Genomic DNA, 14,368 nt, shown 5'->3' with positions numbered 1-14,368 from the left:
CCCCAGCGGGACGCATCCCGCCCCGCTGGGGTCGCTCCCGGCTCACTCCCCGCGCACGAACTCCCCGAGGTGCTCGCCGAGGGCCACGCGGCTGGGCTCGTGGACGTACATCATGTGGCCCGCCTCGTAGTACTCGATGCGGATCCGCTCCCGGTAGTCGTCGGTGGGGATCTGCAGGTGGGCGAGCACGTGCTCGCTCGCGTGGAACGGGGTCGCCGCGTCGTGATAGCCGTGGGCGACGAACACCCTGGTGGACGGCACCTTCCGCAGGACCCGGGCGAGGTCGGAGGCGACCTCCACGCTGCGGTTCTCGAACTCCTTAAAGCTCCAGGGGTGGACCTTGGGGGAGAAGATCTCGTAGACCACGTCGGAGGTGAAGCCGAGCTCGGCGGTCAGGTACTGGTTGATGGCGGCGGTGTACGAGGGGCCCAGCTGGTCGGTCGACGGGTCGGTCTCCATGGTCGCGGCGTTGAGGTTCCCGGCGGGCGCGCTGAAGCGGCCGTCGATGCGGCCGACGATCCGGCCCTCCTCCCGCAGCACCTCCGCGAGATACGCCATGTGCTCCACGCGCAGGTCGGCTCGCTCCACCCAGTCGGGGCCGACGCCGATGAGCGCCGCGATCTGCTCGGCGGCCTCGCGCTTCTCCTCGGGGTCCAGACGGTGGCCCTGGGCGAGGAGCTGCGGGTACTCGGTCTCGGCGAAGGCCTCCGCCTCGTCGACGACCTCGAGCAGCGAACGGCCCGGGTGCTTGCCGTGCGCGTGCGCGATCGCCGCATAGGTGGGGAGATAGTGCAGGTACGGGGCGTCGTTGCCGGCAGGGAAGTCCTCGGCGAACACGATCGTGGAGAAGTCCAGGACCGGGGAGAGCAGCGCGATGCCCGCGGGGGCGACGTTGAAGCGGTCCACGAGGCGGCCCGCGACGGCGCTCGCCCGGGTGGTGCCGTAGGACTCGCCGACGAGGTGCACCGGGGAGAGCCAGCGCTCGTTGCGGGTCAGCCAGTCCATGATGAAGTCCGCCACGAGGTCGCGGTCGGCCGTGATCCCGTGGTGGCGGTCGGGCTTCGCGCCGGGCGCGGGCCGCGAATAGCCGGTCGACATCGCATCGACGACCACCAGGTCCGCGTCCTTCAGGATCGTCTCGTGGTTGTCGAGCAGGCCGAACGGGGGAGGGGTGAGGGCGCCGGCGTCACCGGAGTCGACCCGCCGCGGGCCCAGCAGACCCAGGTGCAGCCACACGGTCGAGGAGCCGGGGCCGCCGTTGAAGGCGAACACCACGGGGCGCTGGGAGCCGCGGTCGGTCGCGACGTAGCTGACGGCGAACAGCTCCGCGTAGGCGGCGCCGCGCGCATAGGCCTCGCCCTCGGGCTCCTCGGTGAGCACGTGGGTGCCGGCGGTCGCCGTATAGGTGAGGGAGGAGCCGTCGGGCAGCTCGAGCAGGTGAGCCGTGGTCTCGAGGTGGTCCTCGGGCTTCGGGCGCGTCTCCCCGCCCTGGCCGAGCGCGCCGGCCGCGGCCCCCGCGGCAGCGGCCTCGGTCGCGGTGGTGTTCGAGGGGCTGTGGGACTCGGTCATGGAGATCCTCCGCTGCGTCGTGGGTGGCCTCCGTCGATCGTACGGAGGTCAGCGGCTCCTGTGCACGGCCGGTCCCCGCTCTGAGTCGACCCGAGGCGGGCGGAGGGTTGCGGTGATCACCGGAGGCCGGGACGCCGCCCGGACTCGTCGTTCCGCGCGCTCAGCGTCCGTAGCGTCCGGCGAAGCGCTCGATCGCCTCTGTGGTGACGGGGCTGAACACGCCCACGAGGTTCTGGTCGGGGTCACGGAGGAAGAACACCCTGTTGCCCCATGGCATCAGTGCCGGCGCGGCGACGAACTCCATGCCCAGTGCGGCCAGACGGGCGTACTCGGCGTCGACGTCGTCGACGAGGAACTCGAGGATCGTCGACCTGTTGGCGCCGGCCTCGGCAGATCCCGGTGCGAAGAGCGGCACCGTGGCGGTGCTGCCGAGCGCGAGGGTGGCGATCGGGGTGAGGATCTCCGCGAAGACCGGCGCGGGGCGCACGGCAGTCGTGCCGGTGAGCTGCTCGTAGAAGTCGACCATCGCGTCGAGGTCGTCGGTGATGATGCGGATCGATACCAAGGAGGTGGCGTCGGAAGTCGTCATGGAAGCGACCGTAGAACCGATGCAGGTCAGAACCTGTCCGGTGATCGGGCGTTCGTGCGCGTGTCCGGCTCGACTGCTCGGCGTCGGAGGGGTGGGGGCCCGAGCGTGTCGCAGAAGCGGTGCGCTCGCGGACCTGTCGCTCGACTCTCCGCTCAGAGCACGCCAAGCGCGCGGGCCACGGGCACGGCGCTCGCCGCGGCCCACGCCTGCGGACGGCACGAAGCCGGATAGGGGAGGGGCGCGGAGACCTCGTCGGCGCTCTGCCCGCCGAAGAGTTCGGGGAGACGCTGGTCGAAGGAGCCCGCGGCCCGCAGCAGGCCTCGCGCCAGGACGCGCGCCTCGTCCTCGAAGCCGGCGCGGAGCATGCCGCGCAGGACGTATCCGGTGTCGTGCGTCCACACGCTGCCGCCGTGGTACCGCAGCGGTCCGTAGCCGTCGTTGTCGGTGGAGAGAGTGCGGATGCCGAAGCCCGAGAACAGGGTGGGGTCCATGAGGCGGTCCGCGACCAGGCGCTCCTGGTGCGCGTCCAGCAGGCCGGTCCCCAGCAGGTGCCCCATGTTCGAGGCCACGCCGTCGACCGGGCGCTCGGCGCCGTCCAGGGCGAGCGCGGGGAACGGCCCGCGGGCGTCCTCGCACCAGAAGCGCGCGTGGAACGCCTCGTGCAGGCGGGTCGCGAAGGCGCGCAGGCGGGCGGGGAGATCCGCGGACGACGGGCCCGCCGGGCCGCCGCGCTCGAGCAGGTCGGCGGCGTGCAGGGCCGCGGCATAGGCGTATCCCTGGACCTCGGCGAGGGCGATCGCGCCGCTCGCGAGGGAGCCGTCCGCGCGGCGGATCGAGTCGTCGGAGTCCTTCCAGCCCTGGTTGACCAGGCCGTGCCCGCTCTCGTCGATGTACTCGAGCAGACCATCGCTGTCGGCGTCGGCGTGCTCGAGGAGCCAGCGGGCGGCGGCCTCGAGGTGCGGGCGGAGCTCGGCGAGCGCACCGGGGTCGAGGCCCGCGTCGAGCGCGTCGTGCAGGAGCTCGATCCACAGCGGCGTCGCGTCGATCGTGCCGAAGTAGACCGGCGGCAGATGGCTCGCGGCCATCTCCATGCCCTGCGCGCGGACCTCGTGGAGGATCTTGCCGGGCTGCTCGGCCGTGGCGGTGACGATGTGGGTGCCCTGCATGCTCGCGAGCGTGCGCAGGGTGCCCTCGGCGAGCGTGGTGTCGACGGGCAGGGCGAGCGAGGCGGCGATCAGCGAGTCGCGGCCGAAGAGCGTGAAGAACCACGGGGCGCCGGCGGCGGCGAAGCTGCGCGCCGGATCTCCCGGCACCTGCAGGCGCAGCGCGTCGAGGTCCGCGAGGGAGCGGGCCAGGAGGTCGCGGGCGGCGCGGCGCTCGGGGTCCGCGCCCTGCTCGACCGCGGGAAGGGGGAGCCGGCGCTCGGCGACCTCGAAGGGGACGTCCGGATCGGCGAGCTCGAGATCCCAGCTCGCCTCGGCCGTGCCGCGCGCCGGTGCCGCGAGGACGCAGCGCCAGGTGACGACGGGCCCATCGGCCTCCGGGACGATCGGGCTGGTGCCGGTGCTCGCGCGGAGCACCGCCTCGCCCCGTTCACCGATCGACCACCGCGCCGCGCTGTCCGTGACGCGAACTCCTGGCCGCTCGGGCTCTTGCGCGAGCATCAGGCGCGGGTCCTTGACCTGCGACATCGTCGCGCCGTCGGTGACGAGCCCGAGACGCAGGGGCAAGGTGCGCGGACGATCGTCGTCGTTGCGCAGGCGCAGCGTCTCGCGGATGCCGCGGCCGGATGCGGTGCGCGTGCGCTCGAGGATGACGAGCGGGTCGCCGGGCAGTTCGGGTGCGGTGACGAGCCAGCGGAACACGACCTCCTGCGCGCCGCGCACCTCGGTGGACAGGGGCGAGAGGGCGGGAAGCTCGTCGTCCTCGTTCTCGGGCCGTTCCTCGACCTCGCAGGTCAGGTCGGAGACGACGCGGGTGTCGCCGAGATAGACGCCCTGGGCGCCGATGCCCGTGATCGTGCCGTCGGGCGCCGACCACGCTTGCAGCGGGGCGCGCAGCACCACGGCGAGATCGTGGAGGAAGGGCTGGTGGTTCTCGACGCGCCGCGCTGCGGACAGCGGGCGCGCCGCGGACGGGCTGGGGGAGGACGGAGGCGTGCTCACCGCTTCATGCTTGCACGTGCGGTCCCCGTGCGCTCGGGGAATGCACGCCCGCGATCAGTCCAGCGCCTGCTGCCAGAACGCGGCCTCCATGCGGGTGGCCGTGCGGAAGATCCGTTCGAGCCGTGCCCACCGGCGGGCGGGCAGATGGTCGCCCGCGAGCTCGTCGAGCCGCGCACCGGCCTCGGCGGCGCTCGCCTGGAACTCCTGGCCCGCGTACTCGGCGATCCACTCGCCGTAGGGGTGATCGTCGCGTTCGGCGAGGCGCGGCGCGAGGGCGGTCCCGATCTCCGCGTAGCCGATCGCGCAGGGCGCGAGGGCGACCTGCAGGTCCAGGGCGTCCCCGGCCATGCCGGCGTCCAGGACGAAGCGCGTGTAGGCGACGGTGCCGGTCTTCTCGTCGGCCGACTCGAGGCACTCGCGGTCGATGCCCCAGGAGGCCGTGAGCCGCACGTGCAGAGCGGTCTCGGTGAGGATCGCGGTCAGCGAGTCCGCGGCGGAGCGGATGCCCTCGAGGCCGTCGGCCTTGTACGCGGCCAGGGCGCCCGCCCGCGCGAACTGGAGGAGGAAGAGGTAGTCCTGGACCAGGTAGTCCTGGAAGGCGGCCAAGGGGAGCGTGCCCTCGCCCAGCCGCGTGACGAAGGGGTGGTGGACGTAGGCGTCCCAGTCCTCGGCGGCGGAGGCCTTGAGCTGGTCGAACAGGACGGAGGCGCTCATGCCGTCGCCTCCTCGCCGTCGGCCTCGTAGGCCGAGTCGAAGAACTCGTTCTCGAGCTGGACGGTGCGCGCGAAGAAGGCGCGCACGCGCTCGGGGTCCTCCACATCGGCGGCGTCGAGCTCGGCGCGCAGGAAGTCCACGAGATCGCGGAAGCCGGGGCCGTCGTGCAGAGAGATCCACTCGGCGTGGACGAAGCTCTCGGGCCGGGGAGAGGGCGCCCGGCTCGCCCAGTCCAGGTAGAGCCATTCGGTGACCAGCAGGACCGCGAGGATCGCGGCGTGGTCGCGGGTCTCCGCCGCCTCCCGGAACACGTCGAGGAAGCCGTCGGTGGCCGCGGTGTTCGGGATCCGCGCGCGCTCCTCCTCGCTCACCCCGAGCGCGTCGAGGGCGCGCAGGAAGTACGTGTTCTCGTCGCCGGCGACCTCCCCGGCGAAGCGCGCGAATCGCAGCCGGGCGGCGGGGGTGCGGGCGGTGGCCAGCGCGGCGCCGATCAGCTGCAGGAAGGCGTCGAGGAAGCGATGGTCCTGCACCAGGTAGCGCGCCATCACCTCGTCCGGGACGGTTCCCGCGTGCAGCTCGCGCACGAAGCGGTGGCCGACGGCGCGCTCCCACGCCTGGACGTGCTGGCCGCGCAGGGACGCCGTGAGGGCGGCGTCCTCGGTGGACGGACGTGGGGCAGGTGTCATGGTGGCGATCCCTCCGCGAGTACGAGCTCGATCAGGTTCAGCGGGTGTGTTCTCAGCCCTGGTCAGGGCACCCCGTGCACGTGCGAGGGTAGCGCCGCCGCGCGCATCGGACGAGGCCGTCCCGCGCCCTGGGAGCGGCGGGCCCCGTGGGCAGGCCCCGCGGTCTACGCTTCGCAGCATGCTCGGACTCCTGCGCAGGCGCTCCGGCGCGCTCGCGATCGGGGCGCTGGTCCTGGCCGCCGTGCTGTGCGTCCTCGGCGGCGGGCTGCCCCCGCAGGATCTCGCGGCGCTGCTGGAGCGGGTCGCACCGGTGCTGGGATTCGTCGTCGCGATCGCGGTGCTCGCCGAGCTCGCGCGCGAGGCAGGACTCCTGGACGTGATCGCCCACGGCCTCACCGTCCTCGCGCGCGGGCGCACCGCCGTGCTGTGGTGCGCCGTGTGCGCTCTCGCCGTCGTGTGCACGGCCTTCTTCTCCCTGGACACGACGGCGCTGATCATGACCCCGGTGGTCGTGCTCACGGCCCGGCGCGTCGACGTGCCCGCGGTGCCCTTCGCCCTGGCCACCGTGTGGCTCGCGAACACGGCGTCACTGCTGCTGCCGGTCTCGAACCTCACGAATCTGCTGGCCAGGGATGCCCTGGGCGGAGGCACGGCGTCGTTCCTCGCCCGCAGCGCCGTGCCCACCCTGATCGCGATCGTCGTCCCGGTGGCACTCCTGGCGATCGTCCATCGCCGGGACCTGCAGGGTCGCTTCCGGGCGTCGCCCGCCCCGCAGATCCATGACCGCGTCCTGCTGCGGATCAGCGGATGCGTGGTCGTCGTGCTGCTGCCCCTGCTCGTGGTGGTGCCCGCGGTGTGGATCCCGGCGGGCGCCGCCGCGCTCGTGCTGCTGCTCGCCTTCGCGCTGCGGCGCCGCGAGGCGATCGGAGTGCACCTGGTGCCCTGGCATCCGCTCGCGATCGCCCTCGCCCTCTTCGTGCTGGTCGAGACCGCGCACGTGCAGGGCGCGACGTCGTTCGTGCTCCGTGCGGCCGACGGCGGCGCGGGGCCGACGGGCCTGCTGCGCACCGCCGGGACCTCGGCGCTCGCGGCGAACGTGCTCGACAACCTCCCCGCGTTCCTCCTCCTCGAGCGCGCCTCGGCGGACGACCCCGCGTCGACCATGGCCCTGCTGATCGGCGTGGACGTGGGGCCCCTGATCACCCCGTGGGCATCATTGGCCACCCTCCTGTGGCATCAGCGGATGCAGGCGATGGGCGTGAGGATCCCCTGGGTGCGCTTCATGGCGCTGGGCGCGGTCGCAGTGGTGATCACGGTGCCCCTGGCGACGCTCGCGCTGGCCGTCCTGGAGTGAGCGGGCCGGACCTCATGCGCTCTCGGGGTCCGACAGCAGGCGCTCGGGGATCCGGTCACGACCGACGACCTGGGACACGAGATCGCGGTCGATCCGGCTGCCGCGCCGGACGATCGTGAGCGTGCCGCGGACCTCGAGGATCACCAGCTCCACCTGGTCGAGGTCGAGCACCCCGCTCACGCGCAGGCGATCCAGCAGCATGGCACGGGTCAGCCTGCTGCGCTGCAGGCCGGCCGCGACCGGCTCCCCGCCGAGCATGACCACGATCGGGCGCGTGCGCCGCAGCAGCAGAGGGACCCGGCGGAACCTGCCCGTCACGTACTCGAGGACCACCAGGGTGCTCAGGACGACCACCGCGCCGAGCATGGTCGGCGATTCGCCGAGGGTCGCGCGGGCGGTGATGCCGCCGACGACGGCCAGGACCACGAAGCTGCCGGCGCTGGGGCGGGCCATCAGGCGCGGACCGATCGCCTGCATGAGCAGGGAGAAGAAGCCGTACAGCACGATGGTCGAGGCGACGACGCCGAGGACCGCGCTGCCGCTGATCCCGACGTAGTCGCGCCAGATGAGGTCCCAGTCGATCATGGGGCCATTGTCGTCCCTCGGGACCCGCGCCTCACGATGCGCGACTCACGCCTCGCGCGCGGCGAGCGGGATCCGTCCGCCCGCGAGCACCATCTCCACCTGGCGCGGCGAGAGCCGGTGATGCACGGGGACCTCCCGGTCCCCGATCCGTGCGGTGAGGTCCGTGCCGGCCTCGAGCGCCGCGTGGATGCCGTCGATCTCGACGAGATCGCCCGTGGAGATCCTGTCGTGGTCCTCCGGGTCGTCGAACTCGAGGGCGAGGATCCCGAAGTTCGCGAGGTTCTGCCAGTGGATGCGGGCGAAGGACACCGCGATGACCGCCTTCAGCCCCAGGTAGCGGGGAGCGATCACGGCGTGCTCGCGCGAGGAGCCCTGCCCGTAGTTCTTCCCGGCGACCACCACGTGGCCTCCCGCGTCCTTCGCCTCCGCCGCGTGCGCGGGGTAGTTCGGGTCGATGCGGGTGAAGGTGAACTCGGAGATCTTCGGGATGTTCGAGCGGAAGGGGAGCACGCGCGAGCCGGCGGGCATGATCTCGTCGGTCGAGACGTCGTCGCCCATCACCAGGATCACGGGGGACCGCAGATCGTCGTCGATCGGCGCGAACTCGGGCAGCGAGGAGATGTTCGGGCCCTTCACGAGCTCGACCTCACGGGCCTCCTCGAGCGGAAGCGGCGGCTGCAGCATGTCCTCGATGCGTGCGAACTCCGTGGGGAGCTGCGGGCGCGGGGCCGGGATCCCGAGCGAGTCCGTGAGCGTGCGCGGATCGGTGATCCGCCCGGTCAGCGCCGCCGCGGCCGCGGTCTCCGGCGAGCACAGCCACACCGAGTCCTCCTCGGTGCCCGAGCGGCCCGGGAAGTTGCGGGGCATGGTCCGCAGCGAGTTGCGGCCGCTCGCGGGGGCCTGTCCCATCCCGATGCAGCCGAGGCATCCGGACTGGTGGATGCGCGCCCCGGAGGCCACCAGATCGGTGAGCCAGCCGCCGCTGATCAGGTCGGCGAGGACCTCGCGGGAGGTCGGGTTCACGTCCACGGAGACGGCCTCGTGCGCCTGGCGGCCGCGCAGGGTCTCGGCGAACGCGGCGAAGTCCCGCAGTCCAGGGTTCGCCGAGGAGCCGACGACCACCTGGAACACGTCCTCGTCCTCGACCTCGGCGACGGGGCGCACGTTGCCGGGGGAGGACGGAGCGGCGATCAGGGGCTCGAGGGCGCCCAGGTCGATGTGCTCGGTGACGTCGTACTGCGCGCCCTCGTCGGCCTCGAGACGGGTGAACTCGTCACTGCGGCCGACGGCCCGCAGGTAGTCGCGGACCGCGTCGTCGGCGGGGAAGACTGTCGCGGTCGCGCCGAGCTCGGCGCCCATGTTCGCGATCACGTGCCGGTCCATCGCGGTCAGCTGGGCGAGGCCCTCGCCGTGGTACTCGATGATGCGGCCGACGCCGCCGCTGACGCCGTGGCGGCGCAGCATCTCCAGCACCACGTCCTTCGCGCTCACCCAGTCCGGCAGCCCGCCGGTGAGCTCGACGCCCCAGACCTCGGGCATGGCGACGTAGAGCGGCTGGCCGGCCATCGCCATCGCGATCTCCAGGCCGCCCACGCCGATCGCGAGCATGCCGAGCGCGCCCGCGGCGCAGGTGTGGGAGTCCGAGCCGATCAGCGTCGCCCCCGGGCGGCCGAAGTGGGCCTGGTGCACCGGATGGGAGACGCCGTTGCCCGCCTTGGAGAACCAGAGGCCGAAGCGCCGCGCGGCCGAGAGCAGGAACAGGTGGTCGTCGGGGTTCTTCTCGTCCGTCTGCAGCAGGTTGTGGTCCACGTACTGCACGGAGAGCTCGGTGCGGATCCGGTCAAGACCCATGGCCTCGAGCTCGAGCATGACCATGGTTCCGGTCGCGTCCTGGGTGAGCGTCTGGTCGACCCTCAGGCCGATCTCGCTGCCGGGGACCATGTCGCCCTCGACGAGATGGGACGCGATGAGCTGGTGCGCGACGGTGCGTGCTGGCGAGGCTGCCACGATGCTGCCCTCCTGGGACCCCCGCCGCCGGGTCCGGCGGCGGACCTCCTTCGAGGGTAGGCCAGTTCGCGCGGGAGCGGGTCGCTGACGGCGAGGGAACAGTCCGATGAACCCGCCGCGCCCCCATGGACGCGGCACGTCCGGGGGCGATCGACGTTGCTACGGTGACGGCGGTCGCGGACGACCAGCGGGTCACCGCCCGTGATCCCGCGCTCGACAGGGCTCGGGAGACCTTCGCACGGAGAGCAGGAACGGATCCATGACCGGCATGCTGATCGTGGGACATCGCGGCGCGATGGCCCACGCCCCCGAGAACAGCCTGGAGTCCTACGCGCTCGCGGAGGAGGCGGGTGTCGACGAGATCGAGCTCGACGTCCGCCTGAGCGCGGACGAGCAGCTGTTCCTGCTGCACGACGCGACGCTCGACCGCACGGCGGGCGCGGACTCCGCCCGGGGCCTGGGGCCCGCCGGCGAGCTCACCATGGCGCGGCTGCAGGCGGCGGTGCTCGATTCGGGACGCGGGGTGGTCTCCCTCCCGGAGATGTACGACGCCACGAGCACCGGCATCCAGCTGGAGATCAAGGCGCCGGAGACCGTGCCCCACCTCGCCCGGTTCTTCGCCGAGCATCGGGCCGACGCCGAGCGGACCGTGCTCATGAGCTTCCAGGAGGATGCGCTGCGCGAGGCGGCGCGGCTGATGCCGCAGGTGCGCCGCGGAGTGATCCGCAAGGATCTCGCGACGGCCGACGCCTTCCCCGGAGGCTGGCAGGGCCTGGTCGAGCACACCCGTGCGCAGCGGATCGGCATCGGCCTCGAGGGGCTCACGGAGGAGACCGCACAGCAGATCCGCGACCACGGTCTGGAGCTGCACGTGTGGCCGATGCGAACCCTCGAGAACATGCGGGACGCCGTGCGTCTGCAGGCCGACGGCACCACTGCGGACGATCCGGCGCTGGCGATGCGATGGCTGCGCGAGGTGCTCGAGGAATCGGACCCGTCGCGCCGCGTCCCGAGCGTCTGAGCAGCGCCCTCGAGATCTCCACCCTGTTCTCCACCCGCGGGCGGTTCGCCCGGGAGAGCCTGTGCCGAAGGATCGAGTCATCGGCCCGCGGAGGCCGGCCACCCGATCCTCGGAGGAGATCATGAACGCCTCGTCCATCCCCTGGAACGCCCTGCTCGAGGGCCTCATCGTGCTCGCCATGCTGGCCCTCATCCTGCGTCAGCAGCTGCGATGGCGAACGGTCGCCAGGATGCAGCGCATCGGCACGGTCCTCAGCGTGATCGGCCTGGTGCTGGTGCTCCAGCAGATCGCGCAGTCGCGGCTCGACGCGGTCTCGCTCGGATACCTCGTCCTCACCGTCGCTTTCGCCATCGCCGCCGGACTCGTGATGGGCCTGGTCAGCACGGTCCGCCCCGGCGCAGACGGCTCGCTCGAGATGCGCGGCGGCTGGTGGGGCCTCGCCCTGTGGGTCGTGTACATCGCGGTGCGCGTGGGCATGTCCATCGCCGTCGTCGTGCTCACGGGCTCGCAGAGCTCCCGCACCACCGGCCTGATCCTGGTGTCGGTCGGCCTCGCCCGACTGGTCAGCGCGGCCGTGGCGACCCGTCGCCCCCGCAGCGCCCAGGACCTGCCCGTCGTGCCGGCGGCGACCAGGTCATAGGATCGCGCGGGTGATCTCGACACCGCATGGATCCCGGCCGACGGGCGCGGCTGCGCCGTCGGCCGGTCCTGTGCGGTCGGTCGACCCCGCGACACCGGGCCGCGAGCGCCGCATCGATGGGCTGACGATGGTGCTCGCCCTCGCGCTCGCGGTCTTCTTCATGCTGACCGCGTGGCAGGTCGAGACTCCCGTGCTGCGCGCGGCGGCCTTCGGCGTGGTCGTGCTGTGGTCGGCGGAGATGGTGATGGGCGCTCTCACCGACCAGTACCGACAGGCGGGGCCGCGCACGATCCGTGCCGCGACGGTCGTCGTCTCCGTCTCGCAGATCGCGGCGTGCGCCCTCACCTTCACGACCGGCAGCGCGCTGCTGCCCGTCGCGATCGCGGGCATCGTGCGCCTGGTGCGCAGGCCCGAGCGGCGCACGGACGTGATGGCCGTCGTCCTCGCAGCCGATGCGCTCGCCCTCGTCGGCTCGGCGCTCGCCACCGGGGCCAAGGTCGAGCTGCTGATCATCTTCCTGCTGGTATGCGCGGGAGCGGCGCTGATCGGCCGCTTCCGCGCCCAGCGCGTCCGCTCGGCGGACAGGGAGCGCGTGCTGCTGCAGGAGCAGATCGCCGCCCAGCGCGAACGCGCGGAGAACGCGGCTCTCGTGGAGCGGGCGCGCATCGCCCGCGACCTGCACGACGTCCTCGCGCACTCCCTCGGCGCCCTCACCCTCCAGCTCGACGCCGCCGTGGCGCTCGCCGAGGCCGGACGCTTCGACGAGCTCGAGGCCCGTCTGCGCAGGGCGCGGGGGCTGGCCGCCGACGGTCTCGCCGAGTCCCGCGACGCCGTCTCCGCGCTCCGCGAGACCCCGCGCGAGGTGATCGCCGGGATCGAGGACGCCGCGGCCGCGCACCGCGACAGCGGCGGCGAGGTGCGCCTGGACGGACTGCTCGCCCCTGCGTCGGCCGCCTCTGGGCAGCTCGCTCAGGGGACCACGACGTCCTCGGACCGCGGAGCGGGCGCCGATGCGCTGCGCTCCCTGGAGCCCGCACGCGAGGATGCGCTCCTGCGCGCGGCGCAGGAGATGCTCACGAACGCGCGGCGCCATGCACCCGCACGGGCGACCGTCCTCGATCTCGAGGCTCGCGACGGGCGAGCGGTGCTGCGCTGCAGGGTGAGGACCACCGACACGCATGGCGGCGGCGAGGCTGCGGGAGCCGCGGATCTCATCGGACAGGCGCCACGGGCCGGCAGCCCCGGCGGCGGCTTCGGTCTGCTGGGCATGCGCGAGCGCTGTGAGGCCGTGGGCGGCGGCGCGAGCGCCCGTCTGCTGAGCGGCGGCATCTTCGAGACGACCGCGAGCGTCCCGCTCTCCGCGGCCGGGTCGACGGCGCATCCGTCGGCCGATCCCGGACCGGAACCCGAGGAGACGAGACCATGAGCATCCGCATCCTGGTGGCCGACGACCAGGCCCTCGTGCGCGACGGCATCGTCACCGTGCTCTCGCTCGCGGACGGCATCGACGTGCTCGGCGAGGCGGAGGACGGCGCCCGCGCGGTCGCGCTCGCCGAGGAGCTCGCGCCCGACGTCGTCCTCATGGACCTGCGCATGCCCGGGATGGGCGGCGCCGAGGCGACCGCAGCGCTCGCCCGCAGTGCGCCGGAGGTTCGCGTCCTGGTCCTCACCACCTTCGCGGACGACGCGAGCATCGACGCGGCGCTGCGGGCTGGCGCCGCCGGCTATCTCACCAAGGACGCGGGCCGCGAGGAGATGGTCGCGGCGATCCGTGCCGCTGCCGAAGGAGGCACCCCGCTGGACTCCCGGATCGCCGGACGCGTGGTCGCCGGACTCCCCGAGGCGCGCCCGACGAGCGTGCGAGAGCGCTTCCCAGGACTCACCGCCCGTGAGGCGGAGGTGCTCGAGCTGATGGCCGACGGAGCCACGAACCCCGAGATCGCCCAACGCCTGTTCCTCGGTGTCTCCACCGTGAAGTCCCACGTCAACGCAATCTTCGCGAAGCTCGGGGTCACGGAGCGGCGGGAGGCCGTGGCGGTGGCGAAGGGGAGTGGCTGAGGCCCTCACATCGTCCGCCGCGCCCCATGGCCCGTCCCAGCAGATCCCCGGAGACGTCGAACAGTCCCACGTGCGTGCGGGGATCGTCCTTCACGGGGCGACCAGAAAAGGGGCGTCCGGATCGTCACCGTGCACTCACCGTGCACTCACCGTGCGGGCAGGTGTGCACGGGGGTCCTGGCGGACCTCGGGCACGGGGACCCCCGTCTCCTGCGAGAGCGCTCGCAGGAGATCCTCTCGTCCGCCGAATCCCGCAGATCGGGCAGCCGATGCGAGGGAGGAGTCGCCTCGCAGTGAGCGGGCGGCTTCGCTGAGCAGGCGGCGCCTGCGCCACCGGGTGAACGTCATGCCCGTCTGCTCACGGAACAGCCGCTGCGCTTGGCGTGGGCTGATCCGGTGACGTGAGCACAGGCCTCCGAGCGTCGCCTCCGGCAGCGCGCACGCCTCGAAGGCGATGCGTCGGACCGTCGTGTGGGTGGGCAGCGGGGTGGGGAACGCGTCCTGCTGGAGCGAGACGAGGATCCGTTCGAGCGCGTCGGTGAACAGATCGCACTGCGACGGCGAGGTCGGGCCGGCCGCCATGCGCGCGATCATCAGCTCGGCGATCGACGGAACGACGCCGAGCGCTGCGACCGGTCGGTCGGGACTGATCTCCTCTCGCAGCACGGGGCCGAGGGCGATCGAGTGATCCGAGAGGTCGAGCGCGTGCGGGACGCGCGCTGCCAGCCACACCGAGCTGCGCGGCTCCAGGACCAGCCGATGTCCGGGAGCCGTGAGCACACCGTGGCCCATCACCATGTGCACCAGATGCGGCACCTCATGCGTGTGCTCCGCATGACCCAGGAACCGCACCGCGTTCTCCGGGACTGCTCTCGCCAGCGCTGGATCGAACCCCATCGCCCCACCTCGTCGACTTGAGAGCGAGAGCGCGCCGACTGCCCGCGGCGCGATGTCGCATCCTGACCCCGGCAATGTCGCATA

At 72.7% G+C, this 14,368-nt stretch carries 13 protein-coding genes and 1 riboswitch; of the genes, 5 read left to right on the top strand and 8 right to left on the bottom strand.

From position 1 onward, the window contains the following. Nucleotides 1-42 precede the first annotated feature (42 nt). From I8D64_RS09450 to I8D64_RS09430, 5 genes are all read right to left on the bottom strand, one after another. Nucleotides 43-1,569 (bottom strand): S10 family peptidase, encoded by a 1,527-nt coding sequence (locus I8D64_RS09450; protein WP_200502250.1) that lies wholly within the window; start codon nucleotides 1,567-1,569, stop codon nucleotides 43-45. A 160-nt stretch (nucleotides 1,570-1,729) separates the two neighbouring features. After that, a complete protein-coding gene (locus I8D64_RS09445) occupies nucleotides 1,730-2,158 on the bottom strand; it encodes a VOC family protein (RefSeq protein ID WP_200502249.1) in 429 nt (142 codons plus the stop codon). A gap of 152 nt (nucleotides 2,159-2,310) precedes the next feature. Next, nucleotides 2,311-4,323: a glycogen debranching N-terminal domain-containing protein gene (locus tag I8D64_RS09440; protein ID WP_343068521.1), complete on the bottom strand. Its 2,013-nt coding sequence runs from the start codon at nucleotides 4,321-4,323 to the stop codon at nucleotides 2,311-2,313. A gap of 54 nt (nucleotides 4,324-4,377) precedes the next feature. After that, nucleotides 4,378-5,037: a TenA family protein gene (locus tag I8D64_RS09435; RefSeq protein WP_200502248.1), complete on the bottom strand. Its 660-nt coding sequence runs from the start codon at nucleotides 5,035-5,037 to the stop codon at nucleotides 4,378-4,380. Further along, nucleotides 5,034-5,723: a TenA family protein gene (locus I8D64_RS09430; protein WP_200502247.1), complete on the bottom strand. Its 690-nt coding sequence runs from the start codon at nucleotides 5,721-5,723 to the stop codon at nucleotides 5,034-5,036. Before I8D64_RS09430 ends, I8D64_RS09435 begins: the two co-directional genes overlap by 4 nt. Beyond that, a riboswitch (TPP riboswitch) is annotated at nucleotides 5,714-5,808 on the bottom strand. Its footprint overlaps the gene before it by 10 nt. A 93-nt stretch (nucleotides 5,809-5,901) precedes the next feature. Between I8D64_RS09430 and I8D64_RS09425 the strand changes: the two genes are divergently transcribed. Then, complete coding sequence (locus I8D64_RS09425; protein WP_200502246.1) at nucleotides 5,902-7,077, top strand: SLC13 family permease; 1,176 nt, start codon at nucleotides 5,902-5,904, stop codon at nucleotides 7,075-7,077. Nucleotides 7,078-7,089: 12 nt separating this feature from the next. Here the strand turns inward: I8D64_RS09425 and I8D64_RS09420 are convergent, their stop codons facing one another. Both I8D64_RS09420 and I8D64_RS09415 read right to left on the bottom strand, forming a co-directional pair. Continuing rightward, the gene (locus I8D64_RS09420) at nucleotides 7,090-7,662 is read right to left on the bottom strand and encodes a YetF domain-containing protein (RefSeq protein WP_200502245.1); all 573 of its coding nucleotides are present in this window, start codon (nucleotides 7,660-7,662) and stop codon (nucleotides 7,090-7,092) included. Nucleotides 7,663-7,707: 45 nt separating this feature from the next. Continuing rightward, on the bottom strand, nucleotides 7,708-9,669 hold the full coding sequence (locus I8D64_RS09415; protein ID WP_200502244.1) for an aconitate hydratase: 1,962 nt from the start codon (nucleotides 9,667-9,669) through the stop codon (nucleotides 7,708-7,710). A 259-nt stretch (nucleotides 9,670-9,928) separates the two neighbouring features. On the opposite strand from I8D64_RS09415, the gene I8D64_RS09410 reads away from it, so the two are divergent. From I8D64_RS09410 to I8D64_RS09395, 4 genes are all read left to right on the top strand, one after another. Next, the gene (locus I8D64_RS09410; RefSeq protein WP_200502243.1) at nucleotides 9,929-10,690 is read left to right on the top strand and encodes a glycerophosphodiester phosphodiesterase; all 762 of its coding nucleotides are present in this window, start codon (nucleotides 9,929-9,931) and stop codon (nucleotides 10,688-10,690) included. A 121-nt stretch (nucleotides 10,691-10,811) separates the two neighbouring features. Further along, complete coding sequence (locus tag I8D64_RS09405; RefSeq protein ID WP_200502242.1) at nucleotides 10,812-11,330, top strand: hypothetical protein; 519 nt, start codon at nucleotides 10,812-10,814, stop codon at nucleotides 11,328-11,330. 10 nt (nucleotides 11,331-11,340) lie between these two features. Continuing rightward, nucleotides 11,341-12,756 carry a histidine kinase gene (locus I8D64_RS09400; RefSeq protein ID WP_200502241.1) on the top strand — a complete coding sequence of 472 codons (1,416 nt, stop codon included), beginning with the start codon at nucleotides 11,341-11,343 and terminating at the stop codon, nucleotides 12,754-12,756. Beyond that, nucleotides 12,753-13,388 (top strand): response regulator, encoded by a 636-nt coding sequence (locus I8D64_RS09395; protein ID WP_200502240.1) that lies wholly within the window; start codon nucleotides 12,753-12,755, stop codon nucleotides 13,386-13,388. The genes I8D64_RS09400 and I8D64_RS09395 overlap by 4 nt, the downstream gene beginning before the upstream one ends. Nucleotides 13,389-13,534: 146 nt before the next feature. Here I8D64_RS09395 and I8D64_RS09390 read toward each other — a convergent pair whose 3' ends face one another. Continuing rightward, nucleotides 13,535-14,284, bottom strand: a complete 750-nt coding sequence (locus I8D64_RS09390) for a helix-turn-helix domain-containing protein (RefSeq protein ID WP_200502239.1) — start codon at nucleotides 14,282-14,284, stop codon at nucleotides 13,535-13,537. Between the last annotated feature and the right edge of the window lie 84 nt (nucleotides 14,285-14,368).

Source organism: Brachybacterium halotolerans, from assembly GCF_016623465.1.
Lineage (GTDB): Bacteria > Actinomycetota > Actinomycetes > Actinomycetales > Dermabacteraceae > Brachybacterium > Brachybacterium halotolerans.
The sequence above is the reverse complement of the archived record's forward strand: the minus strand, read 5'-3'. Positions and strand labels throughout refer to the sequence as shown.

Coding starts and splice junctions, on each gene's coding strand:
- I8D64_RS09390 (WP_200502239.1), bottom strand. CDS start 14,284: ATGGGGTTCGATCCAGCGCTGGCGAGAGCAGTCCCGGAGAACGCGGTG.
- I8D64_RS09420 (WP_200502245.1), bottom strand. CDS start 7,662: ATGATCGACTGGGACCTCATCTGGCGCGACTACGTCGGGATCAGCGGC.
- I8D64_RS09425 (WP_200502246.1), top strand. CDS start 5,902: ATGCTCGGACTCCTGCGCAGGCGCTCCGGCGCGCTCGCGATCGGGGCG.
- I8D64_RS09450 (WP_200502250.1), bottom strand. CDS start 1,569: ATGACCGAGTCCCACAGCCCCTCGAACACCACCGCGACCGAGGCCGCT.
- I8D64_RS09430 (WP_200502247.1), bottom strand. CDS start 5,723: ATGACACCTGCCCCACGTCCGTCCACCGAGGACGCCGCCCTCACGGCG.
- I8D64_RS09410 (WP_200502243.1), top strand. CDS start 9,929: ATGACCGGCATGCTGATCGTGGGACATCGCGGCGCGATGGCCCACGCC.
- I8D64_RS09405 (WP_200502242.1), top strand. CDS start 10,812: ATGAACGCCTCGTCCATCCCCTGGAACGCCCTGCTCGAGGGCCTCATC.
- I8D64_RS09445 (WP_200502249.1), bottom strand. CDS start 2,158: ATGACGACTTCCGACGCCACCTCCTTGGTATCGATCCGCATCATCACC.
- I8D64_RS09435 (WP_200502248.1), bottom strand. CDS start 5,037: ATGAGCGCCTCCGTCCTGTTCGACCAGCTCAAGGCCTCCGCCGCCGAG.
- I8D64_RS09395 (WP_200502240.1), top strand. CDS start 12,753: ATGAGCATCCGCATCCTGGTGGCCGACGACCAGGCCCTCGTGCGCGAC.